At 66.9% G+C, this 25,417-nt stretch carries 24 protein-coding genes; 5 read left to right on the top strand and 19 right to left on the bottom strand.

The window, feature by feature from the left end; all coding sequences use genetic code 11:
- Window positions 1–89: 89 nt before the first annotated feature.
- From AC5Y4N_RS05360 to AC5Y4N_RS05350, 3 genes are all read right to left on the bottom strand, one after another.
- Window positions 90–2,420, bottom strand: coding sequence for a hypothetical protein (locus tag AC5Y4N_RS05360; protein WP_499912540.1), 2,331 nt, complete (start codon window positions 2,418–2,420; stop codon window positions 90–92).
- 87 nt (window positions 2,421–2,507) lie between these two features.
- Window positions 2,508–3,212 carry a hypothetical protein gene (locus AC5Y4N_RS05355; protein ID WP_499912539.1) on the bottom strand — a complete coding sequence of 235 codons (705 nt, stop codon included), beginning with the start codon at window positions 3,210–3,212 and terminating at the stop codon, window positions 2,508–2,510.
- Window positions 3,213–3,441: 229 nt separating this feature from the next.
- A complete protein-coding gene (locus tag AC5Y4N_RS05350; protein WP_499912537.1) occupies window positions 3,442–3,834 on the bottom strand; it encodes a VOC family protein in 393 nt (130 codons plus the stop codon).
- A 145-nt stretch (window positions 3,835–3,979) separates the two neighbouring features.
- Here AC5Y4N_RS05350 and AC5Y4N_RS05345 point away from each other — a divergent pair, with 145 nt between their 5' ends.
- Both AC5Y4N_RS05345 and AC5Y4N_RS05340 read left to right on the top strand, forming a co-directional pair.
- Window positions 3,980–4,267, top strand: coding sequence for a YiaA/YiaB family inner membrane protein (locus AC5Y4N_RS05345; RefSeq protein WP_499912535.1), 288 nt, complete (start codon window positions 3,980–3,982; stop codon window positions 4,265–4,267).
- A 55-nt stretch (window positions 4,268–4,322) separates the two neighbouring features.
- On the top strand, window positions 4,323–5,618 hold the full coding sequence (locus AC5Y4N_RS05340; RefSeq protein ID WP_499912534.1) for an acyltransferase family protein: 1,296 nt from the start codon (window positions 4,323–4,325) through the stop codon (window positions 5,616–5,618).
- Window positions 5,619–5,641: 23 nt separating this feature from the next.
- On the opposite strand, the gene AC5Y4N_RS05335 is transcribed toward AC5Y4N_RS05340, so the two are convergent.
- From AC5Y4N_RS05335 to AC5Y4N_RS05325, 3 genes are read right to left on the bottom strand one after another with little or no spacing between them, the layout of a single operon-like run.
- Entirely contained in the window at window positions 5,642–6,271 is a 630-nt protein-coding gene (locus AC5Y4N_RS05335; RefSeq protein WP_499912542.1) for a response regulator, read from the bottom strand.
- Between the two features lie 19 nt (window positions 6,272–6,290).
- Window positions 6,291–7,433 carry a MacS family sensor histidine kinase gene (macS, locus tag AC5Y4N_RS05330; protein ID WP_499912532.1) on the bottom strand — a complete coding sequence of 381 codons (1,143 nt, stop codon included), beginning with the start codon at window positions 7,431–7,433 and terminating at the stop codon, window positions 6,291–6,293.
- A gap of 51 nt (window positions 7,434–7,484) precedes the next feature.
- Complete coding sequence (locus AC5Y4N_RS05325) at window positions 7,485–8,222, bottom strand: cutinase family protein (RefSeq protein ID WP_499912530.1); 738 nt, start codon at window positions 8,220–8,222, stop codon at window positions 7,485–7,487.
- Window positions 8,223–8,580: 358 nt separating this feature from the next.
- Between AC5Y4N_RS05325 and AC5Y4N_RS05320 the strand changes: the two genes are divergently transcribed.
- The 3 genes from AC5Y4N_RS05320 (at window position 8,581) to AC5Y4N_RS05310 (ending at window position 11,136) form a co-directional block, all read left to right on the top strand.
- Window positions 8,581–8,889, top strand: a complete 309-nt coding sequence (locus AC5Y4N_RS05320) for a WXG100 family type VII secretion target (protein ID WP_499912528.1) — start codon at window positions 8,581–8,583, stop codon at window positions 8,887–8,889.
- A 19-nt stretch (window positions 8,890–8,908) separates the two neighbouring features.
- Window positions 8,909–10,564 carry an alpha/beta hydrolase gene (locus AC5Y4N_RS05315; RefSeq protein ID WP_499912526.1) on the top strand — a complete coding sequence of 552 codons (1,656 nt, stop codon included), beginning with the start codon at window positions 8,909–8,911 and terminating at the stop codon, window positions 10,562–10,564.
- 98 nt (window positions 10,565–10,662) lie between these two features.
- The gene (locus AC5Y4N_RS05310) at window positions 10,663–11,136 is read left to right on the top strand and encodes an LppA family lipoprotein (protein ID WP_499912523.1); all 474 of its coding nucleotides are present in this window, start codon (window positions 10,663–10,665) and stop codon (window positions 11,134–11,136) included.
- 9 nt (window positions 11,137–11,145) lie between these two features.
- Here the strand turns inward: AC5Y4N_RS05310 and AC5Y4N_RS05305 are convergent, their stop codons facing one another.
- The 13 genes from AC5Y4N_RS05305 to AC5Y4N_RS05245 form a co-directional block, all read right to left on the bottom strand.
- Window positions 11,146–11,481 carry a GNAT family N-acetyltransferase gene (locus AC5Y4N_RS05305; protein WP_499912521.1) on the bottom strand — a complete coding sequence of 112 codons (336 nt, stop codon included), beginning with the start codon at window positions 11,479–11,481 and terminating at the stop codon, window positions 11,146–11,148.
- On the bottom strand, window positions 11,456–12,460 hold the full coding sequence (locus AC5Y4N_RS05300) for a pirin family protein (protein WP_499912518.1): 1,005 nt from the start codon (window positions 12,458–12,460) through the stop codon (window positions 11,456–11,458). Before AC5Y4N_RS05300 ends, AC5Y4N_RS05305 begins: the two co-directional genes overlap by 26 nt.
- A gap of 21 nt (window positions 12,461–12,481) precedes the next feature.
- The gene (locus AC5Y4N_RS05295) at window positions 12,482–12,886 is read right to left on the bottom strand and encodes an EVE domain-containing protein (RefSeq protein ID WP_499912516.1); all 405 of its coding nucleotides are present in this window, start codon (window positions 12,884–12,886) and stop codon (window positions 12,482–12,484) included.
- A gap of 105 nt (window positions 12,887–12,991) precedes the next feature.
- Window positions 12,992–14,743 (bottom strand): type VII secretion AAA-ATPase EccA, encoded by a 1,752-nt coding sequence (gene eccA, locus AC5Y4N_RS05290; RefSeq protein ID WP_499912513.1) that lies wholly within the window; start codon window positions 14,741–14,743, stop codon window positions 12,992–12,994.
- Window positions 14,740–16,389 carry a type VII secretion protein EccE gene (eccE, locus tag AC5Y4N_RS05285; protein ID WP_499912512.1) on the bottom strand — a complete coding sequence of 550 codons (1,650 nt, stop codon included), beginning with the start codon at window positions 16,387–16,389 and terminating at the stop codon, window positions 14,740–14,742. The genes eccA and eccE overlap by 4 nt, the downstream gene beginning before the upstream one ends.
- Entirely contained in the window at window positions 16,386–18,035 is a 1,650-nt protein-coding gene (locus tag AC5Y4N_RS05280) for a S8 family serine peptidase (RefSeq protein ID WP_499912509.1), read from the bottom strand. Before AC5Y4N_RS05280 ends, eccE begins: the two co-directional genes overlap by 4 nt.
- Window positions 18,035–19,552, bottom strand: a complete 1,518-nt coding sequence (gene eccD / locus AC5Y4N_RS05275; protein WP_499912507.1) for a type VII secretion integral membrane protein EccD — start codon at window positions 19,550–19,552, stop codon at window positions 18,035–18,037. The genes AC5Y4N_RS05280 and eccD overlap by 1 nt, the downstream gene beginning before the upstream one ends.
- Window positions 19,553–19,571: 19 nt before the next feature.
- Window positions 19,572–20,987, bottom strand: coding sequence for a MinD/ParA family ATP-binding protein (locus tag AC5Y4N_RS05270; protein WP_499912505.1), 1,416 nt, complete (start codon window positions 20,985–20,987; stop codon window positions 19,572–19,574).
- A gap of 29 nt (window positions 20,988–21,016) precedes the next feature.
- Window positions 21,017–22,504, bottom strand: a complete 1,488-nt coding sequence (gene eccB / locus AC5Y4N_RS05265; RefSeq protein WP_499912503.1) for a type VII secretion protein EccB — start codon at window positions 22,502–22,504, stop codon at window positions 21,017–21,019.
- Between the two features lie 43 nt (window positions 22,505–22,547).
- Window positions 22,548–23,411 carry an ESX secretion-associated protein EspG gene (locus AC5Y4N_RS05260; RefSeq protein WP_499912501.1) on the bottom strand — a complete coding sequence of 288 codons (864 nt, stop codon included), beginning with the start codon at window positions 23,409–23,411 and terminating at the stop codon, window positions 22,548–22,550.
- A 77-nt stretch (window positions 23,412–23,488) separates the two neighbouring features.
- The gene (locus AC5Y4N_RS05255; RefSeq protein ID WP_499912499.1) at window positions 23,489–23,782 is read right to left on the bottom strand and encodes a WXG100 family type VII secretion target; all 294 of its coding nucleotides are present in this window, start codon (window positions 23,780–23,782) and stop codon (window positions 23,489–23,491) included.
- 18 nt (window positions 23,783–23,800) lie between these two features.
- Window positions 23,801–24,118, bottom strand: coding sequence for a type VII secretion target (locus AC5Y4N_RS05250; RefSeq protein ID WP_499912497.1), 318 nt, complete (start codon window positions 24,116–24,118; stop codon window positions 23,801–23,803).
- Window positions 24,119–24,198: 80 nt separating this feature from the next.
- The gene (locus AC5Y4N_RS05245) at window positions 24,199–25,410 is read right to left on the bottom strand and encodes a PPE domain-containing protein (RefSeq protein ID WP_499912494.1); all 1,212 of its coding nucleotides are present in this window, start codon (window positions 25,408–25,410) and stop codon (window positions 24,199–24,201) included.
- Window positions 25,411–25,417: the final 7 nt, after the last annotated feature.

Here is a 25,417-nt window from a genome sequence, read left to right as displayed (position 1 = left end):
GATGTGACCGGGCATGTAGGTGCACGATCGGGGCGATCACGTGGTCGCAGGTAGCAAGCGTGTTCAAGATGCTTGCGTCAGTGAGTAGGTCACGGAGCGCGATCGTTCGTGACCGTGAATTCGATGTGGGCCCGCACAGGCCATGCCATTTCGGACCTTACGAGGTCGATGACGATCGGTGCGGGCGGTGGGTCGTCCCAACGCTGACGGGGTGCTGCAATTACGGTGCCGAACTTCTGCCAGGGGTCATCGTTGTCCTCCTTCAGGGCGGCCCACCACGTGACCTTGATGGACCGGTCGGCCTGAATCTCGAAGACGCATTCGAGCACGGCCTGGCCCCAGTCGTCGACCGGACGTGACACGTTGACGACCTGCTTGAGCGACGCGTCGCGTTGAGCCTTGAACTGCGGGGTGTCGGGCCAGTAGTCCAAGCCGAGATAAGTTGGGCCGTTGGCGAATCTCGGATGGCCCCACCAGTCCTTGCCGACGGCATAACGATTGACCAAGTCCATGTGTCCCTGCAGTAGCACTTCGCGCCGCCCATCGGAAGGCGCAATGAGTTCGATCGTGAGGTCGGGGAGGCTGCCGCCGTCGGGGATTTCAACCGGCTCGCCGGCGGATTCCATCACCAGGCCGAGAACGGTGTCGGTGTACTTGGCGACGCACCAGTACCGCCCCGACGGGACCGGCACTTCCGGGATAGATCCGTTCGGGCCGGCGACGATTCGGGTGCATCCGATCCGTACCTGCGCGCCCGGCACGCCCACCACGGCGCCTGCGCCGTCGCGGACGACGACCCGCCCATAGACGATGCCGTGACCTTGCGAGATCTGCCAGGTGCTCTTGGGTGGAGGGTTGGAGACGTATTCGGGCGGGCGCATCCTGACGCGGTCGTTCCATCCGTACAACCCATGGATGACTTCGACGTTCTCGCTACTCGGCGGTGCCCAGGAGTTGATGATGTTGTCCGGACTGACGGTCCATCCACGGTCTGGGACCTTCCAGGCGTCGCTGTCCTTGGCGTCCTCAGTGCAGTCGTCACTGGCAAATGCGTTGCACAGTTGGTTGGCAACGTCGTCCGGCATGTCGGATGTGAGGACGATCAGATCGGCCATCACCGCCGGGGTTACCCCGAGCACTGTGGCGACCACCGTGATTGGTAGCGCTGCCATCATCGACAACAGCGCTGAAACACCAAGGCCACCAACAACTCCCAGGTCTCTCCAGACGTTCGGCAGACTATCGTCGACAGTGGCGAGAATCTTGGGGACCATGTAGTCGTCATGCAGCCAGGTTGCGGCAGCCAGCCGCTCGCCTTCGCCGTAGAAGTACAACCCATCGGGCGTAACGGCGTCGATCTTGTCGACGAGCGTCTTGCGTTGCAACCACGCCGATTTGTCGCATTCGGCGCTCGGTTTATGGGGAAGTCCCGGCCGGCCATCGAGGATAATTCTCGGTTGTGGCGGGACTGCCGCCAGCCCGGTTTCATTGGCGAGTTGTACGGCCGCCCAGATGAAGGTCGAGCACACGACCGGAATGGTCTGGCCGATTGGCTGCGGTTCTCCAATGCCGGTACATCCGACCTTGGGTACGGTGGTCTCGAATGTCGGTGGGCCTGCAAACGCAGGATCGTTGCAGATCGCGGCGCGGGTATATCCGAAGAGTCGGTAGTGTCCTCGGATCTGGCTGGCTGCGCGGGCGATTCGTCGCCGAGCCTGTATGACGCCGGTGGTTGTCTGTCCGCTGCATGACGTGACCACCAAGGGCCAGATGAGTTGAGGGCCGTTTTCGGTGTCGATCGGGGCGGGACTGAAGCTCAAGGCATCGATCAGGTAAGAGGATCCCGTCTGCTCGTCTTTGAAGCCGAATCCCGCTGCTGGAATCGCCACCCCGTTCGCGTCTTGCTTGCGGGTCTTATTGTCGTCCTCGAGTTCGTAGGGGTGGTCGCGCCAGGACAGGAATGCTAGTTCAACCGATTGCGAGATCGTGCCGGGCCATTGGTGACGCAAGGCGCCTTCTTCGATTCCGTTGGTCGGCGCGTCCTCGATCCCGAGGATCGAGCCGTCGTAGAACTGTTCTATACGGTCGGAGCTGGAGGTCGCCTGGCGGAGCTCGATCTCGTCGGCGGTCATGATCGCCATATGGCTGTAGTGCTGCGCCGGATCGAGTTTCGATAGCAGTCCGCCGATCATGCCCGACGGTCCTCCTGGCGACATAATTAGGTCGCCCGCGTGTGCGTTGACAATCCGCCATGGGCGAACCAAGTCGCGGTCGTCGGGCGGAGTATTGGTCAGTTGTGCGGTGACTCGCGAATCGGCTTGACAGACAGGCTGTTCCGTGAAGCAAGCGCCTTCAGGTGCCGGGTGATCCAGTATCGCCTGAACCTCAGGTGATAAATCTGTGGGTTTGATGCCGGCCATGAATCTCCTCGTTGTGTTAGGTGTGTTTGCCCTGACGGAGCGGCACAAGCTGAGGACCGACGCCGATTGAATTTGGGGCGGTCGGCGCTAAGTCGACCAGTGCGCGACCGAGGAGATCCGATCGCCCCAGCCCAACGAGTGCAGATTCGGCAGCGCGTTCTGTGGTTGATGGCCCGGCACCGTCAACGTGCTTCCTTGGAAATGGATGTGCTCGAAGTAGGTTACGGGTCCAGCGGTACAGGTGACCGAGCTGATGACATCGTTCCAATTGCCATGAAAGAACAGGAATTTGTTCCGCCATACCCGAGTTAGATCCTTCCACGCCCAACCTTCATCGAGCCAAAACCAGTCCCCGCCCCAATTGACGTCGGAGAACATCTTGAGGCTGCCGTAATTGACCTGCCAGGGCGGAGTGGCAGTTCGCGAGCCGCCCGTGGAACCGCCGACCTGATAGAAGGGCTTGCCGTCGGAGCCGACCGTGAGGTCCATAGGATGCACGATTTGACTGAAGTCCTTGTCGGCGATAGCGGCCTTAATGAGCAGCGGCTCGGTGAACGCGGTAAGCGACTGTCCGTTGGCGACGAAATGTAGGGGCTGCCCGTCGAACCTGACAATGTCAGTCGGATCGTAGGCAATGCCATTGATGGTCAGTTCTACTAACGGTGGCACGTGCGAGATCGGCGAGTCATCCGCGACTGGGAAAGACGCTCGGAGTGCATCGGAGGCGCGGCAATCGCCGCAATTCCTTTGGTCCGGGTCGCCAGGCGCTTCGTAAACATGCTTGTCGCTCATGTCGCTCATCCTCCAAGCCGTCGCTTGACCGGCGAATAGACCATTGGTCAACAGGTCAATCGATCACTATTCAGCGAGGCTAGGCCGCAGGTGCAGAAATGGCGTAAGTAGTGGACTACTTATGTTTTCACGAGATGCTTGCCTGATTCGGATCTATCGCGCGCGGTACACCATTCTGCTGTGACGGAGCCGCGACCGTTACTGCGCGCCGTCCTTCTCTTAGCGACGCTCAGGCGGCTGGGTCCATCCAGAAGATCTGCCAGGAGTGCCCGTCGAGGTCGTCATAGCTGCGGCCGTACATGAAGCCGTGGTCCTCGGTATCGCCGGCCGTGCCGCCGGCCGTGATGGCACGGTCCACTAGCGCGTCCACCGCGTCACGACTGTCGACGCTCAGGCAGACAACGCACTCCTTGGCCTTGGACGCGTCGGTGGTCTCGACTGGGTGCAAGCTGTCGAACAAGTCGATCTGTGTCAGCATGGCGAACTGGTTGTCGCCGAGCACCAGTGCAAGAGCCCTGCTGTCACAGAACCTTTCGTTGAACGTGTATCCCAACTCGCTGAAGAACTTTCGCGAACGTTCGACGTCGGTGATCGGCAGATTCACGAAGATCGTGGTGTGCATCTGTTGCTCCTCTGATCCGCGGCACCCGGTCCTCGACTGCCGTCACCCGGTGTAGACCGGCCGGTGTGCGCCAACTCATCGGCGCGACGCGAATTCCGTAGTTCTACGGATCCGAACAAACGGTGCGCCGTCGCAGGCTGTCTGCATGACAGTTCCCAACACCATGTCCAAGAGCACCTCCGCCTTCTTCGTCCAGGCCGCCGTCGCTTTCGGGGTGAGTCTGCTCACTGCGCTCGGCGGCATTTTCTTCCTTCCACTCGATCCGTGGCAACGGCTGTTTCTCGGGATCACCTTCCTTTTCGTCGTGTCGAGTGCCTTCACGCTCGCCAAGGTGGTCCGCGATCAGCACGAGGCAGCCACTATCCGGGTGCGGCTCGACGAGGCGCGCATGGAAAGGCTGCTGGCCGAACACAATCCGTTCACCACCGCCTGAAAGGACGGACCTCCGACAGCCCCCAACTTCGTTGCAAGGAAAGGCATTTTACTCTATGGCACTTGCTCTCGATTTCCCGAGCGCTGTAGACCTGTCCGCGCGCACCCCGGCCGACCGCGATCGCGTTCTCGATCTCCTCCGGATCAGCGCGCTGATCACCGTGGTCGTCGGTCACACCGTGATGGCGATCAGCACCATCCGTGGCGATGTGCTGATCTGGGACAACCTGCTAACCACCTCGGCGGCATTTCAAGCGTTGACCTGGATCTTCCAAGTGATGCCGCTGTTCTTCTTCGCCGGTGCCGCGGCCTGTGTGTCGTCCTGGTCGCCCGGCACCAATTGGGGCCACTGGCTGATGAAGCGTTGCACCAGACTTTTTCGGCCGGTCTTCTATTACCTCGGATTCTGGGCGGTCACCCTGACTGTGCTTCATCGACTGCTGCCTCGACACGTATACGAGCCGATCGCCGGTGTCAGCATTCAGCTGCTGTGGTTTCTCGGGGCGTATGTGCTTGTGCTCGCGGCAATCCCGCTGTTGTCGCGTATCACCACTACAGCCCACCTCGCGACGGGCGTCGCCGGGGTCTACGGCGCCATCGCAATGATCGACGTGGTTCGACTGCACTGGACCGCCGCGGCGCCACTGGGCTACCTGAACCTGGCGGTCTGGCTGATCCCTGCGATGTTCGGTGTCGGCTACCGCCGTCGGCTGCTCAGCGGCGGTGCCGCGGTCCTCGTGGCGGCAGCCTTGCTCGTCGTCGACGTCGCCTTGGTGCGATGGGGACCCTATGAGATCAGCATGGTCGGCACCGGAGATCATCGGCTGTCCAACACCAGCCCGCCGTCACTGCTGCTGGCGGGTCACGCCATCATCCTGTGTGCGTTGGCGATCGCCGCTGCCCCGGCTATCGCCCGGTGGGTGGCGCGACCGCGGGTGTGGTGGTGGACAGCGGTCGGCAACTCCGGAGCGATGACGCTCTACCTGTGGCACATGCCCGCATTACTGGGTGTCCACTTGCTCTTCGACTACATGGGTTACCCGCGCTATCCGGGCCAGCACGGCTTCCTGGCTGTCAGTGCCGTGCAGCTACTCATTGTGGTTGTCGCGGTGGCGCTGCTGTTTGTGCTGTTGCGGCCGCTTGAGAACGATCCGCTTCCCGGCTGGGACGGCCCTGTCGTAAGCATGTCGGTACGCCGCGGTGCGGCGGTGGGTGTGCTGTTGTGCGTGGCCGGGGTGGCGACGTTGGCGGCGATCAAGTGGGGCCTCAAAGGCGACGGGCTGGTCTGCGTGACGGCGATGCTCGCAGCCCTCGTGAGCGCTCGCGCGCTGAGCGGCAACGCTGCACGATGAATCAGGTTGCAACAGTGGGCGTTTCAGCTATCAATGCCATGCTCGATGGCGTACCGGGCGGCCTCGACCCGGTTCGTGACCTGAAGCTTGCGGAAGGTGGCCTGCACGTGGCTTTCCACGGTGCGGTGACTCAGCGACAGCCGGGCGGCAATCTGTTTGGCGGTCAAACCCTTGGCGATGTGGCGCAAGATCTCGGTCTCGCGCTCAGTCAGACGCGGCTTGTCCGCCCCGGTATCCGGGCTCTGCTCGATGCGCCGGTATTCGCCCAGCACCAGCCCCGCCAGACCAGCGGTGAATACGGCCCGGCCATCGGCGGTGTCGCGGACGGCGGCGACAAGTTGCTCCCGCGAAGCGCTCTTGACCAAATAGCCCTGGGCGCCGGCCTTGACCGCCTGCAGGACGTCGTCGTGCTCTTCGGAGGCCGACAGCACCAGGATCCGCGACACCGGCGACACCGCCAGCACCGCCGCGGTCGCTTGTGCGCCGTCACCGTCGGCAAGGCGCATATCCATCACCACGACATGGGGTTTCACCAGGGCAGCGCGTTTGGCCGCGGCGGCGACGCCGTCGGCGGTGGCGACCACGGTGAATCCGCTCTCGGCGAGGTCGCGGGCAAGAGCGTCACGCCAGATCGGATGGTCGTCGACCACCATCACAGTGGTCGGCTCGCGCTCAGTCACGGTGTGCCGCCTTCTTCGGCACGGTCAGCTCCCACTCCGTGCCGCAACCCGGGGCGGTGGTCAATTCGGCCCGACCGCCCAGCGAATCGAGCCGTCCGACAATCGATTTGGTGACTCCGACGTGGCCCTGCCGTGCCGCTTGTTCGAGCCGTCCCGCTGCAATACCCACGCCGTCGTCGCGGATGCTGACGGCGACGCGGTCGCCGAGGTCCTCGAGCAGCACGTACGCGTGAGCGCCGGGGCCGGCGTGGGCCGTGACGTTGGCGAGCACGTTGGTGACCGCGGCGTCGAGCTCGTCGGCGACCGTGGCGTCCAGCAACACCGGGGTGGCGGGCAGGCTCAGCGACACCGCGTCGGATTCGTGGCGCCGCAGCAGCCCGCTGACGTCCGTCGGCCCGTCGGCCGATGCGGCCGGCCCGGCGGAGGTAGCGCTGATCAGGCGGCGCAGCGCGCGCTCCTGCTCGCTGGCCAGCTGTGCTAATTCTGTTGCGGCACCGCCGATTTCACGACCACGTTTGGATACCATCGCGAGCACTTGGATGACACCGTCGTGTACCTGTCGCGACAGCCGCTCACGTTCCTCGACGGCTGCCGACATTCGCGCCGCACGCTGCAACTGCGTATGGGCGCGCTCTGCAGTACGCGCGGCCATGCCGACGGCCAGTCCGACCGCCACCTCGATGACGATGGTCGCGTTGTGGCCCAGATTGAGGCTGAAGTAGCCCTTCAAAAGTGCGTAGGCGGCCATCACCACCACGGCGGTCAGCATGCCGATCGCCGGACCGCGCAGAATCGCCGCGGAGATGGTCGCGTTGGTCGCCCACAACGTGGTGGGCCAGGACTGATTCTCGGCGACCCACTGCTCAGTTGCGACGAAGTGCGTCGACAGCATCAGCAGCACCACGACGAGGATCTCGGCGACGACCCAGCTGGTGCGACGGCCGAAGCCACGCAGGTAAGCGACACCGCACGCCAGGCTCCAAGTCGCCAACACCGCGAACAACAGCCAGCCGACCGCCGGGTGTTTCAGATCCGAGTTGATCGCGATCTGAAAGCCCAGCGCGTACAGGCAACTGAGCAACCGAAAGACTTGGGCGGCCCGCCACAACGGTGCGGTCGGGTCAGCAGCGCTCACGCCCCGAATCTAAGGCAGTCCGACGTCGCGTGGACGGCGCCACGAAATCGTCTACCCGTGATTCTCCGGCGTTGGCGGTGCTTCGTTAGATCCGGTTGAGCGTAGGTGGCGGACGGTGAACTCCGCCGCTTGGTCCGCCATCCCGTTGAACGGATAGAGTCCGTGCGCGCCGTTATCGCTGCCCTGCGGTGCGCACACCGGATCCTCGGGAACACACAGCTCGATGGTCTTGGCCGTGTAAAGGCGGCCGATGGTAATCGGCGGCGCATCGCGATCGATGGTGTTCAAGAAACCGTTGGACGGCTTCCCGAACAACGCCACCGTCGCGACATGGTCAGCCACCGCTGGAGCCATGGGCCCCTTGATCCCGTCGGGCAAGTCGTAGCCCGTAGGCACCGCATCCGCCGTGATGTAACCGGCCACCGCCGCGCCTTGAGAGTAGCCACCCAGCACCATCTGGGTGTTCGGGCAGCTTGTCGCCGTGTCGCGGACCTTGTTGCTGGCGTCTATCACACCGTCGGCCGCAGTCGCGAAATCCAGCGAGGCCGGATAGTTCACCGCATACACGTCAAGGGATCTGTCGCCGAGCCGTGAGCGCAGCGCATCGACGAACGCCTGACCCGTCACCCCGACACCCGGCGGCTCGAACGTTCCCCGCGCGAAGACGACTTCGACATCCGGGCATGGCGCCGCTGATGCGGAAGGAATCGCGGCCGGCGCGCTCAGCAGCACCGAAAAGGCCACCAGAGCCAGCACACCCAGCAGACGCGCGACCACGTGCGTGTTCATCAAATGAAAAGACCGCTGCGCCTGAACCGATCCCCCAAGAGTCATTGCCCGCCCTCCAAGTCGCTCAACTCAACTGCAGTGCACGGCGCTACATGCCGCGTTCGGCGCCTACTTCGTTGTGGTCTTCGACCGGCCCCTCGGCTTGCATTGCCCCGATCGAAAGATGTCCGTCTCGCCGATACTAAACCTGTCTAACGAATGCGTCGCGGTATGGATGGCCGCGCATCGAGCAGCACCGGCATGGCGCTGTGCGGAGGGTTTGCAGCGATCCCCTGGCCAGGGGCTCAGGTACGGTATTTCTTCAGCACGAAGGCATGTGCCCCAGGCGGGATGTCGTGTTCCAGGTGAGGAGGGTTCTGTGGCGGAAAGCGTTCGCGTCGTCCCAGAAGACCTCGATGCGTCGGCCGCCAAGGTCGATGCCCACACCGAAGAACTGCACGCGCGGCGCACCGCCGCAGCCGCACGGTTCGAGGCGGCTCAGCCGGGTGTGCCTGACCGTGCTGCGTCGGCATTGTCCGCTGCGGTGGCTAAATGGCGGGCCGACACCGAACGCCATGTCGCTGCCTTGACCGACCACGGGAAGAGCTTGGGCCTTTCCGCCGCCGCCTACCGCGCGACCGAGGACACCAACACGCAAAGCGTTGCGTCCGTCGGTCGCGAGGCGTGAGTGGGCACCAGGGCCGACGATGACGGTATCGGTTGCCGATATCGACCGGTGGCAGCCCGGCGATGTGCGCGAGGTGTTCCACGCCGCACGTAGTCAAGCGGAGGCTGACTTCGACGCGTCGAACGGGATTGCGACGTTGCCGGCGTTTCGTGAGTGGGGCGGCGACGCCGCGAGGGCGGCTGCGGATGCCAACGAACGGTTGCGCAAGGACCTCGACGCTAGCGGCAACGAAGCGCTGGCAGTGGCGCGTGCGGCCGATATCGCCGCCGATGACATGGCACGCGTCAAGGCCGATCTCGCGGCGCTGGAAGGGGATGCGGCACGGGCCCACTTCCGAATAGACCGGGCGACGAACCGTGTGATCCCCGGGCCCGGACTGACGGACCCGATGCTGGTCGCTGTTGCCGAGATGGCGAAGTTGCAGGACCGGCTGGACACGATTCTGGCGCACGCGGCCGCCGTGGACGACGAGCTGGCCGAGGCGATCAGGATGGCCACCGGCGAGGAGCCGATACCGCAGCCCCCTAAGTCCAGTGCTGAGCTGGAAGCCATCCTCGCCAGACCGCTTCCGACGGACCCCGACGAGTTCAACCAGCTGTGGCAGCAGCTCAGCCGCGAACAGCGGGATCGACTGTTTGCGCAGAACCCGTGGATCGGCAACACCGACGGGATGCCGGCGGATGACCGCGACTACTACAACCGTCTGCACTTGACGGATCTGCTGGCTCACGACCAGGCCCACCAGGCGGATCTGGCCGCTGTGCATCAGGCCGTCATGCTCGATCCCGACCGCAAGCTGCTCTTGCTCGACACCCGCACGCCTCAGGTCCACGCCGCGGTCGCGATCGGAAATCCCGACGAGGCCGACAACGTTTCGGTGACCACCCCGGGGCTGAACACCACCGTGCGAAGCAGCCTCACAACCATGACCGAGGAGGCTCGGCAGCTGCGGCAAGAGGCCATTCGGCAGCTCCGCAACACGCCCGGTCACACCAACGACACCGTGTCGACGATCGCCTGGATCGGATACGACACGCCGCAAATCCCTGGCCGCAACGACATCGCCGCCTCCATCCAGGGCGGCTGGGACGTCAGCCACGACGACCTCGCGAGGGCAGGAGCGCAGAACCTCGCGAACTTCTACGACGGCCTGCAAGCCGCGCACGACGGCGGCCCTGCGCACTTGACCGCGGTCGGACACTCGTACGGGTCCCTCACCACGGGGCTGGCGTTACAGGAACCCGGCCGCCACGGCGTCGACGACGCTGTCTTCTACGGCTCGCCCGGCATCGAAGCGACCACCCCAAGTCAGTTGCAGTTGCCGGCGGGACACGTCTTCACTATGGAGACGCCCGACGACCAGATACAAGGGGTGTACGACGCCAAACCGTGGGAGCCTGCCCTTGTCGCGGGAAGCCCAGCATTGGGCGGTGTGCTGGTGGGCAGCGGCACCGGCGACTTCGGACCCAACCCGGCAACCAACCCGAACTTCACCCACATGGCGACCGGCCCCACCGTTGTGTCCGACGGTCATGGCGGCACCATGAACCTCGAGGGCGCGCACGGGCACAGCGACTATCCCCGTTGGGGCACAAACAACCTGCCTCGCACCACCGGGTACAACATCGCCGCCGTTATTGCCGGACTGCCGAACAACGTGATCCCACAGAACTGAGAAAGACGAGCCGAATGCACGCCAGCGGGGCGCATTACCTAAGACGACTGCTGTGGGTGGCGGTCGTGGCGGCTGGGCTCGCAGCGACAGGATGTCACATGGAAAGCCATGACCAGCCGACGCCGACGAGTCAGACAGCCCGCGCGCTCGACGAACTTCGAGCGCTGCCGTCCTTCGAAGACACCACGGCACAGCTGCAGGCCGCAATGGACCAGATCACCCACGCCGCCAGCGCTGCGATACCGACGGCCGTGTGGCAAACCGACACCAACGCCGACACCGGCAACTGCAGTCCGCCCTACGATCAGACGTACGGACGAAGCAGCTATCTGGCGAACCGGATCGCACCGAACATCGAAGTGTCAGAACAGAATTGGGCCGACATTCTGAAGGTCGCCAAGGGGTCCGCCGCCAGGGTCGGCGCGACGGATGTCCAGGTGATGCACGACGAACCGCACAACCACGACGTCTGGTTCACCGGCCCGACCGGCCTGTTCATCAAGGTCAGCTATCAGGGCAATATGGTGGTCGCCGGCTACACCGGGTGTCGGCTGCCGGGCCTGGGCCGGTAGCTCGTCAGCTCAGCCGGCGTTACGCAGCCAGTCTTGGATGTCGGGTGTCGCAGGGTCAATGACGTCGCTGTATTCAGCATGCTTGTCGACGTACGCGGCGACGAGCTCGCACACCGGCACGATGCGAAGGCCCGCGTCTTTGGTGGCCTGTAACGCTTCGCCGACGACGATCGTGCCGAGTCCACGGCCTTCGAACTCGTCGTCGACTTCGGTGTGAATGAAGATCCGCTGACGATCGCGGTCCTTGAATTCGGTGAAGCCGACCGGCCGACCCTCGACGCTGATGGTGAACCGGTCGGGTTCTTGGGCCACTGTGGTCTCAGCGCCCGTCTTGTCGGTGGTCATCGATGTCCTTTCTGGCCGGCGCAGGTCGTGGTCGAAGTCGCGTCGTGGGCAGGGGAGGAGCCGGCAATCGAGCGGGCGTGCCGGCGAAGCCCTCCACCACACCGAAGCGTTCGTCCCCGGATTCCCATAATCGGCGGTAAGAAACGACATCCTCGTGGCTGCGGCCGACGAAGTTCCACCACATCACCAGCTCTTCGGTGAACGGCGTACCACCGAGAAGCAGCACGCGTGCGGGTGTGCCTCCGGTGTTCCGGATGCTCAGCATGGTGTGCCCGACGCCTTGGCACGCGAGGTCACCGGTGCCTAGCGGCACGCCGGCCACCGCCACGTCGCCTTGGTCCAGCAGCACGCCGTGCTCGAACGCGGGGTCGACGTCAAGATCGACCGCGGCGCCCGGGCGCAGGTCGAGTTGCGCGCCGAGCAGCGGGCTGAATACCTCAACTGGCGACGCGATGCCGTGCACGGAGCCGACGAACACTCGCGCGGTGAATCCGTCGAACGAAACCGGTTGGGGGACATAGTGGGCGAAGCCCCGAGCGGTGTGTCGGTGCGCCTCGGGCAGCGCGACCCACAGTTGCACGCCATGCAAAACCGTCGTGGCTGCCGTCGACACCTCCGAGTGACAGATCCCCGCCCCTGCGGTCATCAAGTTCAGCTCACCCGGCCGGACGAAAGCGTGCACTCCGCCGCTGTCGCGGTGCTCGATCTCGCCGCTGAAAAGCCAACTGACAGTTTGCAATTCCGTGTGCGGATGAGGTGGAACCACCATGCCGGGCGCATGTCGCACGTCATGAGGGCCGTAGTGGTCGGCGAAGCACCACGCCCCGACGAGCGAACGTTGGCGCTGCGGCAGCGTCCTGCGCACCCGCAATGCCCGAGGGCCGCCCAGCGGAACGTCGCGAGCGTGCAGCACCTCGACTCCGGCCTGCGCAGACGCCGCGCAGGTGGCTTCGACGGGCGCGGCGTCCAGGTTGCTCACGTCCGCGACGGTACGCCCGATTCAGCCCGTCATGGCCGTCCTGATGACCTCGAGATCGTGGTCGTCGATCTTGAAGACGCCGAAGCGAAATTTGTATCCCCACCGCTTCTTGTCCTCGATGAAGTGCAGCTTGTCGATCAGCGGGCGGATCGGTGCCGCGTGGGCGGGAAGGAAGTCGACGTTCCTGCGCCAGGGCCCGTCTGGTGCGGGTTGGTACGGCTCGTCGTCGATGATCTGGCCGATCGCGGTGAACGCTTGCAGCGGCTCGCCGCCGTCGAGGAACGTCTTCGGTGAATAGAAGACAAGGAAGTCGCCCTTGGCCATCCGCCGCAGCATGTGTGGCTTGCCGTGATTGGCTTGCGTGAAGCGCCCGCGCACGCCTAGCTGGACATGATCGCGGCTAACGGTGCTGATCCAGTTCGTCATGCCGCCGACGGTAGGACCGGGGGGCGACACAACGGGCAACCGCGCGTGGAGCCGCGCAACGGCTGTGGATGAAGTCGGCGTTGGGGATAGCCGACGTCGCGCGGCCTACTGTGTCGCCAGCGCGGCCGCGATGGCGCGGCGCATGTCGTCGTCGTTGACGATCAAATCGTCGTTGGAGGCCTGGGCCAGCAGGTGCGGCGGTGTGGTGGACAGCCGACGGGCGCGTTCGTGTTTGCAGTGGATCACGACCTTGCGCGCGAAGCGGCCGTTGCCCGCCGTGTCCAGCGCCGTGCCGTGGTCGATCGGGGTGTTACGCAGCCGCGTCGCCTCGGCCTCGAGCAATGGCCATGCGGTGTCGGCGATCGAGATCTTCTCCTTACGGGCGATGTGCTGCCCGATCTGAACGATCTCCTCGGCGGTGTAGCTATCGAAGCTCAACGTCAAGTGGAAGCGTGATGCCAGGCCGGGATTGGCCTTCATGAACCGGCGCATCTCCTTGGGATATCCGGCGACGATCACCACCAGACGGTCCCGGTAATCCTCCATGTACTTCAACAGCGTGTTGATGGCGTCCTTGCCGAAGGAGTGGCCCTCGTGTTCCGGGGCGAGCCGGTAGGCCTCGTCGATGAAAAGCACTCCGCCCAAAGCAGATTCGCATACTTCCTTCATCCGCGCGGCGGTCTGCGAGATGTACCCGACGACCAGGTCCTCCTCGGTGACCTCGACGACGGTGGGCCGCTCGATCTTGCCGAGGCCGAACAAAAACTCGGCCGCAATCCGCGCGAACGACGTCTTCGCGGTCCCGGGCGGACCCTCCAGCACCATGTGATTTTCGTGCGTGGTCGACGTCTCCTCACCGCGGGCGGCCAGGATCTGGTCGATCTGAATCTCGGTGCGCCACACCGTGATCTGCTCCTTGGGGCCGGCCAGCCCGATGAGCTCGTCGAGCTTGGCCTGTGCGGCGGCCAGCGCGTTCTCCTTCTGGTCGGCCAGCGCGGCAGCCGCACGTTCCTCGCGGCTGGTCTCCGTGTCGGGATCCCAGGGATCGGTACGCGTGGCAATGGTTTCGGCATCAGTGACCACCAGCCGGTAGCCGGGATTCGCCAGCGCCTGCCGAGCCGCGTCCAAGAGCACACCGTTGGCGGTCGCCTGCTCGAAGCTGACTCGCGCGTCGTCTTCCTGCCCCAGCTCCCGCAGGCACCAGCCCTTGGTCAGGGCTGCGTCGGCGGCGATGTACTGATTGCCAGTGCATACTGCGGCGGCGCGGTCGAGCGCGGTCTGGAACTGACCGAGGCTGGCGGCGGCGGAGGCGGCCAGGGTGTCGACCGCGGCCGTCAGATCGGCGATGACGTGCGTGGCGTGCGCCGGCGGCGACTTGGCCGTCGCGACAAGGACATCCGGCCACCGCTTCGCGAGGTGATATGCGGCCGCGGTGACGAACTGACACCACTGGGCCGCCATCGCGTCACCGGTGACCACCGGATCCTGCAGCACCTCCATCGCGGTTGCGAAATCGCGCTCGGCGATCAGCGCGGTCGCATATGCCAGCGCGATCGTCGCGCGCGACCACACCGGCATCGTCACGTATAGCGGCGCGTCGATCCGAGCGTGCAGGTCCCCGTCGACGAGCCCGATTCGGCGCGTCTCGCGGTACAGCGACCGGGAATTCTCGTGCGCGCCCTGCAGCACCGCGATATCGCGGTCGCCGCATGCCAGTCGGCCCAACCAGGCATCCGACATCGCGGGCTGCGCCGCGGTGATCGACCGGAATGCGGTGAGCGCGGCAGCGGTATTGCCTGCCTTGTAACTTTCGATCGCGGCGTCGAACGCGCGGCGCTGATCGTTAGGCGACGTCATAGCGGTCCTCGCAGTGCCATCTCGTCGACGGGCTGGCCCAGGAACGGTTGTTCGGCCTTGAAGGTTGCGATGTGCACGTCGGCGCTGAACGCCGCGGTGGTGATCTGTACCATCGACGGCGACGTCTGGATGAACGAAATATCCGCGGCCGCATCGGTTTCCGAATCGTCCAAACTGATCACGGTTGACGCCAGCCCCGCGGGCGGCGGGCCGGCGGCGCGATCGCTGACGATGATCGACGGCACGAACTCGGGCGGATGGCTGCGGTCGACGACGGCGATCAGCGGCTGCTCGAGCGTGGCCCAGCGAGCGGGGTTGTCGGTGTAGATGGCGACCCGTTCGCCGACTGCGGCAGCGCGCACCAGCAACTGACGGGTGTATGCCGTCGACGTCCGCATGGTGATGCGGGTGGATTGGTCAGGATCCGTCAGCGCCATCAGCAGCAAGTCACCGCGCAACGTGGTGCCCACCAACACGCCCGACGACCCGATCGGAATGTCCAGGCCTTCTTTCTCCAAGGGCCGCGCGGGTAGCCGGTCGAACCCGCGCGCGGCGGGCACGCACCGCACCGCTGCCGGTGCTTGCTCACCCGGCAACGTATTGAGGTAGAGCGTGGGCGGATTCGCCGGCGGCTGTGGGTCGGACAGCCGCACCATCGCCGACACCCAGGCGCGCCCGTCGGTGCGGCTTCGCTTCTTGGTCAATGACACGGTTTGCACCACCGCGTCGGAATGCAGCGCCCACATCTGGTTCAACGCGTTGGTGGTGATGTCCTCGCCCGAGAAGTAGTACGAACTCGAGAACCCCGGATGCTCCCGGATCGTCTTCCAGGCCTCCGTGGGTGTGGCACGCCGCATGCCCGAAATCGCTTCGGTCTGAACAATTTCCGGCATCCGAGCGGGCGTGACCAAGCCAGCGCCGAGTTCGGTCAGCACAGCATCGAGGTCCTTGGCCGTCAGTGCGCTGGCGCGAACCTCGCGCTGCAGCAGCGCGTTGACGATCCGTTCGGTAGCCGCCGCCGCGGCCGCTCCGACCGACGCCCGATACCGCAGCCCATTGCTCGACCGTGCCACGTCCAATCGGACCACTAGCCAGGTGGTGCGCTGTCCGGCAGCGGGGCGGTCCGCCAGAAGCGTGCTGTACAGCGGCGGGTAGCCGATGCCGCGCCGCACCCGCACCCCGCTGGCCACGATGTCGATAGCTGCCAACCGGATGCCGCCGGGCTGGTCGAGCAGCGCGGTGAGCGCATCCAGCGGCAGCAGGTTGGGGGTCAGCGCGGTCGCCGAGCCGGTGAGGATGGTCGGCGAATACGGCTGGCCGGAGACCGCGACCATGGTGATCGCCTCGCCGCCGTCGATCCGCACCCCATACAGCTGCGAGCCGTGCGGGATGTCCACCGCCGCGGGCACCGCCACTGGGCCGCGCCGCCGTCGTCGCCAAAAGCGCAGCAGCGCGACCACCCAGCCCACCGCACTGTGCCGACGCACCGTCACCAGCAGAGCCGCGATGGCGATGACGGCGATCACCGCTGCGGGCCACCACGGACCGCGGGTGGGTGGGAACAGCGCGAGTCCGGCCAATACGACGACCTCAGCGCCGATCACCGCGGGGATGGTGGGGGCCACCCCGATGGTCCGCTCTCTCACGACTTCCTCCTGCGCAGCGCGGCCGCCCCGGCCACCGCGGCCACGATTGCGACGACCACCGCGGCACCGATCAGCGCGGTGTGGCGCGGCCGCAGGTCCGGTGCCGGCGCGGGCGGCGGAACCCGCAGGAACGTGGTGAGCCGTTCAGGCGGCTTCGGGTCGCCGAGGGGGACGTCGAAGGTGAGCGCCGCGACGGGGTCGATCACGCCGTAGCCGACGGTGTTGTCGACGCCGCGGGGCGGGTTGTGCGCGGTCGCGGTGATGCGGCGAATGATCTGGTGCGCTGTGAGTTGCGGATACTTGGCGCGTACCAGTGCGGCCACCCCGCTGGTGTAGGCAGCCGCAAAACTGGTGCCCCAGAACGGATTCGCCTTACCCGGCTCACGGGCGGGCAGCGCGTTGACGGGTGCGCCGTCCACGCTCGAGAGCCCCATGATCTGCAGCCCTGGCGCCGCCACCCCCACCCACGGCCCGGCGATGCTCTTGGGCAGCGGCTGACCGTCGGGCGCCACCGCGCCGACAGCCAGCACGTAGTCGGAAAACCAGGCGGGCGTGACGATCGTCGTCACCTCGTGCCAGTCGCGCGGATCGTCGGGACGCAGCGGATCGAACACCGGGTTCTGCCCGCAGGAGTTTTCTTCTCCCACATTGCCGGCTGCCGCGACGATCACCACGTCCTTCTCGACCGCGGCATATCGCACCGCCGCACCGAGCGCGGCCTGGTCGATCGGCGCGGCCGCGTTGATGCATGCCGTCACCGAGATGTTCATGACGTCCACGCCCAAGTTCGCCAGGTGCACGATCGCGCGCGCCAATGTCGCGATGTCGCCGGCCTTTTCGCGCCGCTCGCCTTCGTCGCCGGCAGACGGCTTGGCGGGACCGAACGCCGCCGACGATTGGCGCACGGAGATCAGCGTCGCATCTGGAGCGACGCCGACGACACCGTCCGGACTGCCTGGCGGTGGCGGGGGCACCGGCTGGTCGCCGCCCTCGTCGCCCGGCCCTGCAGCGGGGGCGTCGGGCGGTGGTGCCTCCTCGCCCGGTGGTGGTGGCGGTGGCGGAGGAGGCGGCGCAGTGACGGTCACCGTCGACGGTTTGGGTGGCGGCGGTGGGGGAATGGTGGGAAACGGTGACGCCGGCGGCGGCGCTGGCGGTGGCGGCGGTGCCACGCCGGCCGGCATCGGCGGTGGTTTGGCCGCGGGATCCGACGGGTGGGCGGCGATGATCGACGCGACGATGGTGCCGTGCGAATCACAGTCCGTCAGACCGCCGTTCGCGAGCCCCATCACGTAGTCACCGCCCGCGGCCAGTGCGGGCAGTCGCGGGTTGGGTGTCACGCCGGTGTCGATGAGGCCGACGGTCACGCCGGCGCCGGTGGAGAACTTCCAGGCTTGCGGAATCGCGAGCATGACGTTGCCGGGCGCGGGCTGGGTGACATCGGGGACGGCGACCGTGAGTGGTGCCGCACAGGTGTTGTCCTGCTTCATCTCCTGGTCGGGGCCCGGGACACCGTCGGGAGGCAGCGCCCCGGGATCGATCATCGGCGGATCGATTGCCACTGCCGCTGCCGGCATCAGCAGGTTGGCGGCCAGCAGCGCGACCGCGGTAGTGGCAGCTGCTGCTGCCCGAACCGATGCGCCGCACATCAGTGGTAGCGGATGTAGTGCAACAGGCCGACGGCCCACGCGGCGAACGGCACGATGAGCGCCAAGAACACGTACTCGGTGTATTCGACGACCTTGCGCACCGGCGGTGAGAACACCCGCGGCGGCACCACGGTGGCAGCCAGCAGACCCGCGAGCGCAATGCCGATCGCCACGCCTCCGGCAACCAGTGCGGCGGTGGAATCGCTTGCGGCGGAATGAAATCCGTAGCGTGCGGCAGCACCGATCATTGCGGCGGTGGCGGCCAGCACCAGGATGATGGCATGCCGGCGGTCGCGAAAAGCCCTGGCGCGCAGGATGAGAATCATGCCGACCGTACCGACGACCACCAGCTGCGCCCACTGCTGGTCGGCGCCCGGTGTCACCGCGACGAGCGCCGACGGCACCGTGAGCGCGGCGATCCCCAGCAGCACGCCGGTGAGCACGGTGTTCGACCGCCGGGCGGCAGCCGCCACCTGTTCACCGGTCAGAGTGACGTCGGCGGGCGGGCCCGATTCGACAGGCGAGACGGTGTCTTCGGGCTGCCCGGCGGCGCGGGCGAAGATGTCTCGTCCGGTGATCGAGCCGAAGGTCTGGCGCGGCACCTTGGCCAGCCACAGTGCGACTGCCGGCGCCGCGGCCGTCGCGACGAGCACCGCGACCAGCATGCCGACCGCCAGCCGCGGTGCAGGGACGGCCCAATACATCCGGATGGCCGAGGCGGCGATCACTCCTGTTCCGCCGGTGATCACCGCGGCGACCGCGGCGAAGTAGCGCCCGGTGAGCCGCGCGAGGAGCCAGGTGGCGGCGACTGCGGTGACCGCGCCCAGGAACGCGTGTGGAGCGCCGGGGTTTCCGCCCGGTGGCACCGTGGCAGCGGCCAGCGTGGCCAATGCGATCGCCGCCCACGCCGCACCGTCGTTGACCACTCGCAGTGCGCCGAGCCGGATGCCCAGCACCGCGACTCCCACCAGCACGAGCGCCGCCCCGGCCAGCAGCGCAGGGACCAGGACGGAGCTTTCGGATGCCCAGCGCAGCCGCCACAACAGCGTGCCGGCGACGGCGAGCGCGCCGCCCATGATCGCGACAGCCACCGCCATCGCGGTCTCGGCGCTGACCCGCACGAAATGCTCGGAGGCGTACTGTGCCAGCGCGGTGGAGACGTTCTCGACCACCGGGCCGAAGCGTTCGGCGGTGCCGGCGGGGGTGAGCACCAGGACGTCGCCGTCGACGATGTTGTGACCAGCCAGCGACACGTCCGACGCCAGGGCCGCCATCCCAGCCACCCGTGCGAATTCGTATGTGGCACTGGGCAACTCGGGGGCGCCGCGGCCGCGCAGCACCTTGTTGATGGCGGCGACGGTGGGATCGATGAGGGTGGACAGCGGAGCCGCCGACGGCAGCACGAGGTCGATCTGATGCGAGTCGCCGGCCAGGATGGACACCCGGCACGACGGCGGAACAGCCGGCGGAGCAGCCGTCGGCGCCACGGCGGTCGCGGGCGACTGGTACGTCGTCACCGCGGTCCCCTCGAAGCGGTCATCGCCTCTCCCGCGGCGCGTCCGTCGTCGCCGGGAAATGTTCTGCGATCGCGGCGGCGATCTCGACCATCTTGCGGCGGGTCTTCGGCGACATCTCCGTCGACACGTCGATGACTCCGCCGGGCCGCAGATGGGAGTCGTACGGCACCTCGATCACCACTTGGCCCCGGCTGGCGAACTGCTGCACCAGGATGTTGCGCGTGCGCTTGTCGGCGTGGCCGTCGGAGTCGTTGAGCACCACCACGGTGCGGTGCAGCAGCCCGGTCAACCCGCGGTTGGCCAGCCACTCCATGGTCTGCCCGGCTGCGGCGGCGCCGTCCACCCACGGCGACGAGACCACGATCAGCGCGTCGAGGTCGCGCAGCACCTCCTGGGTGACGGGACTGTCCATCGTCGAGCCGCAGTCGACGATCGAGATCGTGAAGTGCCGGTCCAGCCGCTGTGCGGCCTCTCGATAGACGGCCGGGTCGAGCACGCGGCGCCGCGCGGTGGACGCCTCGCCGGCGAGCACGAACAATCCGGCGGAGTTGTTGCCGACGCGGCTGCGGACGTCGGCGAACGTGTCGAGGTGGTCGTCGGCGGCGAGTTCCCAGTACGAGCCCGCGGCGTGCGGGTCGACGCGGCTGCCCAGCTTGCCGAATGCGGTGTCGGCGTCGATGGCGACCACCCGGTCATCCTGGCGCAGCTCGGCCAGGATCGAGCCGACGCTGGCGGCGATCGTGGTCTTGCCGACGCCGCCCTTGCCCAGCACGCCGATCTTGTAGTGCCCACGCAGCACCGAGCGAATCTTGGCTTCCAGCTCGGCCTGGCGCAGCTCGTCCGGCGACCGGCCGAGGTTCACCAGCCCGAACGTCGCCTTGTACACCGCCCGGCGCCAGCCCCGACCGGGCGGCGGCTTACGGGTCGGCACGAGTTCGCTGGTGCGAATGCTGTCGACGTAGGACCAGTTGGTCGGCGGGGTCGGCGGTTCCTGCCAGCGGGGCGCGGGCTGCTGCTGCCAGCCAGGGCCTGGCCGCTGACCCGGCGCCGCGGGCTCACGTGCCGGCGGCCATCCCGACGGGCGTTCGGGCCGGCCCGGATTGAACATCCGGCCGGTTTCCGCGGAGGTAGGGCCACCGGCTGCGGCCGGTTGCTGCGGTTGCCGGCTCGGCGGGGGATAGCTTGCCGGTCCGGTGCGGTAGTGCGCGCCTTGCGCCGCAGCGCCGGGCTCCGGGGGCGTCGGCCACTGGTGCGGCGGCGGCGCGCCCTCATACGGACGAACACCCGGCTCCGGGGAGCGGGGCACGACCGGCTCCGGGCGGGTGCTCGGCTGCTCCGCGGTGTCGGGCGGGTCTTGCGCGGCGTGCGCGGGAGCGGGCTCGTCATCCGGCGGCGGCCCGAGATGCTCTTGGAGGAAGTCGTCGCGTTCGGTCACGGCTGGATCGGTCTCCTTGTTCACAATCGTTATCGGGGCTGGCCGAGCGGGGCTGCCTCCGCCGGCGCGGACACGGTGTCGTGCTGCGTCAGCGCGTCCGCTCGGGTAAGCGCCGGGCCAGCGGCGAATACGCGGATCAGCGGCCACGGCGCCTGCCGGGCCATGCCCGGGGTGATGCCCAGAGCTCGCAGCGACGCGTCGTCGAGCGAGATGCCGTACCGCACCCCCTGGTCGCTGATCCACCACAGCGACTCCCGGCTGGTGGCTTCCGGCGCAGCGCTGGTGGTCATCACCAGGTTGGTGGCGCCCGGCGCCATGTATACCTGATCGGCCTCGATGGACGCTGGGCCGCGGGCGTCTTTGACCAGCTGCAGCAGCCGCGAGTCGGCGCCCACCGGGATGGGCAAACCCGTGCCGGACAGCACGGTGGTGACCGCGGAACGGTCCGTCGAGCCCTTCGACCACGCAACACATGTCACCGGATTGGCCGCGGTGTCGACGAACGTCAGCCGGGTGGTGGGGTAGTAGCTCACCGGCAGTGAGTTGACGACGGGCACGTGGGTCAGCTTGTCCGGCGCCACCACCAGCGGCAGCGGGTTGCCGAACGAGTTGGCCGAGCGCAGCAGCGACGCGACGAACGGCGAGATGCGCTGCACTCCGTCGGTCAGCAGCACATAGAAGGTGTCTTCGCCGGTTTGCAGGTCGCGCACCGACAGCACTGACCCGACGACAGCGCCCGGTGCCAGGTTCCACCCGCCCGGTGCGCCGGCGTTGGGAACCGCGGGCGTCGTGATCGGCTCCGTGGCCGGCAGCGCGTCGAACAATGCGTTGGAAATCGAAACTGGCTGTGGCGCAGCGGAATCCGCACCGAGTGCGAGAGCAAGAGCCTTGTTGGCTAGGTCGACTTGGGAACGGTGGCCGCCCCAGATGACATAGGTCGTGTCGTTGTGCGTGACGAGTACCGCCTTGGGGGCGGTCAGCTGCTGCGCCCGCTGTCCGACGGTCAGCGGGCCGCCGATCGCGGTCACGGTGGGCGGCGCAGAGGCCTTACCGGAGGCCGCGGTGTCACAGATCGCCCACTGCGAGGCGTCGGAAGTGCGCAACGGCATCGCCATCGGCGCTCCGGCAATGCCTACCGTCGGACCCTGCGGGTAATTGGAGAGCTCGGTGGCTTTGACGAAGGTCGGATTGGCGGCCTGCCCGGCGATCAACCGCGCGCTGGCCAGATTCAGCGCCGGATGAAGCCGCCCGTCGACAAGCACGAACACCGCTCCGGTGTCGCGGTCGGCCAGGATCGTCGACTTACCCACCTGCCCCGCCGGCTTGAACCACGACAGCAGAAACATCAGCGCCACCCCGAGCAGCGCGAAGACGAAGCCCAGCAGCAGTGACGCGCGCTGGCGCTGCACCGGATCGAACTCCATGCGCACGCCGTGGTGCGACAGCGCGGCAGCGTTGCGGCGCTGCCAGAAGAAGTGCGCCGACACCTGCAGGCCGCTCGCCAGGTTCAACGCCATGTGTCAGTACCTTATCGTCGCTTGCGTCGTGGAAAACCGGAGGTCAAACCGGGTATGCGGCGGGCCGGGGCACTGAAAGCAGCCGAGTCAGGTCCTGCCGTAGCGACCCCGGTGTGGCCGGCCAGATGCTGGTCCAGCTCGACCCGTCCGGCGCGCTGGTGGTGCTCAGGCTGAACCGCCCGCTGGCGGTGTCGTAGACGCCGAGCACATCCGGGTGGATTGTGCGGGCAACGCCATGGTCGATGACCGAGACCACCGCCATCGCGGATTCGTCCAACCGCAAACCGGCCACCAGTGCGGCCACCTGATCGGGTGCCAGACCCAGTCGCGCCAGCGCGTTGGCGACCGCCCAGCGGTCACCTCCGCGGGCCGCTTCCATCGCCGCTTTGAGCGCAGTGGTGGGCAGGTTGACCCCGTCGATTGCGGCCGGCGGGGCGTCGCCGAACGCATGCAGCACCGTGTCGGAGATCAACCCGAGCTGCTCGTCGGGTGACGCGGTCTCGCCGACCGGGGCGAGCACGACCTCGTCGCCGCTGCGGGCGATCATCGCCAGCCAGCGTCCGCGCCGGCACACCGACAGTGTCCGTTCCTGGATCGCTCCGTCGGAGTCCTCGGCTGGGCGGCGGATGGCGACGACGACTTCGCGTTCGGGCCGGCCGACCACCGCCATCCAGTCGCGCACCGCGTCGTCGACACGGCCGTCGGCGCCGATGACGCCGGCTGCCACCAGGCTCGCGTACTCGGCGGTCTGTGTCAGCGGGCGCTCGCCGGCCACGGTCGCGACCGTCGGCCCGGAGTCGACCGACGGAATGTACGGACGCAACCGCAGCGTCACCGGCATGGTCTCGACGCCGAGCAGCGCCTGCAGCACCCAGATGCCGGCGGTGGTGGTGGTCAGATCAGCCATCGGTTCTCTCACATCAGACAGGGGAGGCCCTGCGGTGTCTCCGCGGCAGAGCCTCCCCTGGTCTAGGTTTGCTGAGGTCAGAATCCGAACGACTGCGCCGCCGAGACGTCGGTCGCGACCATGTCCTCATGGGCGTTGCCGACGACCTGCGAGTGCCGCATGATGACCTCTTTGCCGGCGTCGATGCCGGAGTTGATCATCATCTGGGCCTGCTCGAAGGCGCCGCCACCGCGGGAGTCGAACACCGAGCGCACATGCGCCAGCACATTCTGTGCCTGGCTGCGGACGTCCTCGAGTTGAGCGCTGGCCGTGGAGATGGACTGCACATAGTCCGGCAGCATCGCCGGGTTGTAGACGAACATTCCGTCCATGGATGAAACCCCTTCTGGTTAAAGCGAATTCGCGACGCCGGCGATGGTGGACTGAGAGCTCTGTTCCTGATGCTCGTAGTTGTCGGCAGCTTGCCGCAGCGTGTTGATCAGCTCGCCCCATTGCGTGGTGAGCTTCATCTGAGCGTTGTGAATCTCTTCGGTGGTGGTGATGTTCGTGCTTGCCGCCATGCCGTACCAGCCTTGCGATGAATGCACGTCATGGGCGGCGTTGAGGTAGTTCTGCAGGGTGGCGTTGGCCTGGTCGCGCAGCTGCTCGAGCTGCTGGGCAGCGCTGCGCATCTGATCGGGAGTGACGAGTAACTGCGAATCCGCCATCTATGTCTTCTTTCGGTTTGTTTGCTGTCCGTCTGAGTCTAAGCCGCACGAAGCGGTGGTTCGTGCACCAATTTCTTCGGTTATTCCCCCCTCCCCGCAGCGGGCGCGGTCATCAGCTGCACCGTGCGCACCGGTTTGGCGTTGTCTTGGCTGCGGTCATCGCGCATCATGCCCGGCGCACCGTAGAGGCCGCCGGTTCCGCCGGCCATCGCCGGCTGCGCCGAGGAGGCAACCTCCGGGACGGCGGGTGTGGCCGCGGACCATCCGGTCGGCAGCTTCGGCGGCCCCGGAGCGTTGAAGCTGCTGGTGGGCCGCGTGAAGCTGGACATCACCGCGCTACTGCCCGACAGTCCGCTGCTGCCGGTGCGCGCGGCGGCGTCGGTGCCGGCTGCCACGGGAGCCACATCCGCGCCGGCCTTCTCCAGGGCGGCCATGTCTGCGGCGGAGCTAGCGTTCATGCCGCTGGTCAGAGGACCCAGCATGCCCATCGCCATCTGCGGGAACTGGCTGAGCATCTGGGGAAACTGGCCAAGCATCTGCGGCGCCTGGCTCGCCATCTGCGGCAGCTGGCTGAGCTGGCCGAGCATCTGCGGGGCGCTGGACAGCATCGATTGCGCCGCCTCGGCGGGCGCGGCGCCGGCTTGGGTGCCGCTCGCTGCCTCGTTGACGCCTTGCAGGCTGCTGTGCATGCTCGCGTTCACCGCGCCGTTGGCGGCGGCCTCCCCGACGGCGGCGGCCTGGGCGGCGGGTCCGGCCGGGTTTGCGGTCAACGGCGCAGGCGGCGGCGGAGTGGCCAGCGGCGCGAGGATTCCCGTGACGACGCCCTCGTAGGAGCCGGCGAGGCTGGCGTTCTGCACCCAGTACTCCTGATACTGACCCTCGAGGGCGACGGCCTCGGGCCAGCCGAAAATGCCGGCCGCCACGGCGGCGGCGAACTGCGCTCGGTTGGTCTCACAGGCCGGCACTGGGATCAGCGACGCGCGCGTGGTGTGGTACGCGTCCAGGATCGCCGCCGCGGCGGTGCCCGCCTGCTCGATCCAGGCGGTCAGCGCCTCCAGCGCAGCGACGTAGGGCATGGCGGTGGCCACCATCGCGGTGCCGCCCAGGCCTTCCCATCCGCTGGCTGCGGTACCTGCCGCAGTCGCGCCCATGGTGGCGCCTTCGGTGGTGAGCGTTGCCACCAGTTCCTGGTACGCCGCGATGGCTGCTGTCAGGCTGGCGCCGCCGTCCCCGCTGGTCACTTGCGCGGCGATGACCTCAGGCGGCATCGCGCCCCATTCAACCCCAGGCATCTAGCCG

This window comes from Mycobacterium sp. NGS19, assembly GCF_059813155.1.
This window is presented reverse-complemented; position numbering and strand designations above follow the sequence as displayed.

What these genes read in the sequence shown, in the direction of transcription:
- AC5Y4N_RS05360 (WP_499912540.1), bottom strand. Translation starts at nt 2,420, where the DNA reads ATGGCCGGCATCAAACCCACAGATTTATCACCTGAGGTTCAGGCGATA.
- AC5Y4N_RS05355 (WP_499912539.1), bottom strand. Translation starts at nt 3,212, where the DNA reads ATGAGCGACAAGCATGTTTACGAAGCGCCTGGCGACCCGGACCAAAGG.
- AC5Y4N_RS05350 (WP_499912537.1), bottom strand. Translation starts at nt 3,834, where the DNA reads ATGCACACCACGATCTTCGTGAATCTGCCGATCACCGACGTCGAACGT.
- AC5Y4N_RS05345 (WP_499912535.1), top strand. Translation starts at nt 3,980, where the DNA reads ATGACAGTTCCCAACACCATGTCCAAGAGCACCTCCGCCTTCTTCGTC.
- AC5Y4N_RS05340 (WP_499912534.1), top strand. Translation starts at nt 4,323, where the DNA reads ATGGCACTTGCTCTCGATTTCCCGAGCGCTGTAGACCTGTCCGCGCGC.
- AC5Y4N_RS05335 (WP_499912542.1), bottom strand. Translation starts at nt 6,271, where the DNA reads ATGGTGGTCGACGACCATCCGATCTGGCGTGACGCTCTTGCCCGCGAC.
- AC5Y4N_RS05325 (WP_499912530.1), bottom strand. Translation starts at nt 8,222, where the DNA reads ATGAACACGCACGTGGTCGCGCGTCTGCTGGGTGTGCTGGCTCTGGTG.
- AC5Y4N_RS05315 (WP_499912526.1), top strand. Translation starts at nt 8,909, where the DNA reads ATGACGGTATCGGTTGCCGATATCGACCGGTGGCAGCCCGGCGATGTG.
- AC5Y4N_RS05310 (WP_499912523.1), top strand. Translation starts at nt 10,663, where the DNA reads ATGGAAAGCCATGACCAGCCGACGCCGACGAGTCAGACAGCCCGCGCG.
- AC5Y4N_RS05305 (WP_499912521.1), bottom strand. Translation starts at nt 11,481, where the DNA reads ATGACCACCGACAAGACGGGCGCTGAGACCACAGTGGCCCAAGAACCC.
- AC5Y4N_RS05295 (WP_499912516.1), bottom strand. Translation starts at nt 12,886, where the DNA reads ATGACGAACTGGATCAGCACCGTTAGCCGCGATCATGTCCAGCTAGGC.
- eccA (WP_499912513.1), bottom strand. Translation starts at nt 14,743, where the DNA reads ATGACGTCGCCTAACGATCAGCGCCGCGCGTTCGACGCCGCGATCGAA.
- AC5Y4N_RS05280 (WP_499912509.1), bottom strand. Translation starts at nt 18,035, where the DNA reads ATGTGCGGCGCATCGGTTCGGGCAGCAGCAGCTGCCACTACCGCGGTC.
- eccB (WP_499912503.1), bottom strand. Translation starts at nt 22,504, where the DNA reads ATGGCGTTGAACCTGGCGAGCGGCCTGCAGGTGTCGGCGCACTTCTTC.
- AC5Y4N_RS05260 (WP_499912501.1), bottom strand. Translation starts at nt 23,411, where the DNA reads ATGGCTGATCTGACCACCACCACCGCCGGCATCTGGGTGCTGCAGGCG.
- AC5Y4N_RS05255 (WP_499912499.1), bottom strand. Translation starts at nt 23,782, where the DNA reads ATGGACGGAATGTTCGTCTACAACCCGGCGATGCTGCCGGACTATGTG.
- AC5Y4N_RS05250 (WP_499912497.1), bottom strand. Translation starts at nt 24,118, where the DNA reads ATGGCGGATTCGCAGTTACTCGTCACTCCCGATCAGATGCGCAGCGCT.
- AC5Y4N_RS05245 (WP_499912494.1), bottom strand. Translation starts at nt 25,410, where the DNA reads ATGCCTGGGGTTGAATGGGGCGCGATGCCGCCTGAGGTCATCGCCGCG.